Origin of the sequence: Terribacillus jepli, from assembly GCF_047228925.1 — a bacterium.
In the GTDB taxonomy this organism is placed as follows: Bacteria; Bacillota; Bacilli; order Bacillales; family Amphibacillaceae; genus Terribacillus.
This window is the reverse complement of record NZ_JBFEGH010000033.1, coordinates 1-888: the sequence shown is the minus strand read 5'-3', so window position 1 is coordinate 888 and position 888 is coordinate 1. Positions and strand designations below refer to the sequence as shown.

Annotated in this window: 1 protein-coding gene; it reads left to right on the top strand. The window is 42.2% G+C overall.

Annotated elements, in window-relative coordinates; all coding sequences use genetic code 11:
- Window positions 1–848, top strand: an 848-nt coding sequence (locus AB1K91_RS19940; RefSeq protein ID WP_413092428.1) for an IS3 family transposase, incomplete at its 5' end; no start/stop codon positions are given.
- Window positions 849–888: the final 40 nt, after the last annotated feature.

The following is an 888-nucleotide window of genomic DNA, read 5'->3' as shown; positions in this document are numbered from 1 at the left end:
AAGTTGATAGAGAAACGACAGTCGAACTTGTAGAAACATTGCATAAAACAATGACAGTACAAGATATCTGTGTGCATTTAGGTATCTCGAGAGCGTCTTATTATCGTTGGAAGAACAAAGAGAAAGATGAGTTTAAAGAACAATTAGAAAGACAAATCGGCAAATTGTGCCGAAAACATAAGTACCGGTACGGATACCGTAAGATTACTGCCTTACTGAGACAGGAGTACTGCATCAATCACAAGGCAGTACAGCGTGTAATGCAGAAAAATCAATGGCAATGCCGAGTAAAGGTGAAAAAACGCAAGAATACTGGGCAGCCATATGCCGTCGCAGATAACCTGTTGGATCGGAATTTTCGGTCCGATCGCCCACTTGAGAAGCTCGTAACCGATATTACCTATTTGCCTTTTGGGCAGAAACAATTGTATCTTTCCAGTATATTGGATTTGTACAATGGCGAAGTGGTTGCTTCCTCGATTGGAGACAAGCAAGACACAGCTTTCGTATTGGATACGCTCGCTCAGCTGCCGAAACTGCCTGAGAACTGCGTGTTACATAGCGATCAAGGGTCTGTGTATACGTCTTATGAGTACCAGAAAGCTATCAAAGGAAAAGGCATTACCATGAGCATGTCCCAGAAAGGAACACCCGCTGATAATGCCTCCATCGAATCGTTTCATTCCTCACTAAAATCTGAAACGTTCTATCTCAACAGTATCGATCGAACTACGACGGCAATCGTAGAGCGTACTGTCGAAGAATACATTCATTATTATAACAATATTCGTATTCAAACGAAACTAAACAACCAATCACCGATACAATATCGGCAATTGGCTGTTTGAAGGTGTTTTGATCCCTGTCTCAAAAACGGGGGTCAGTCCC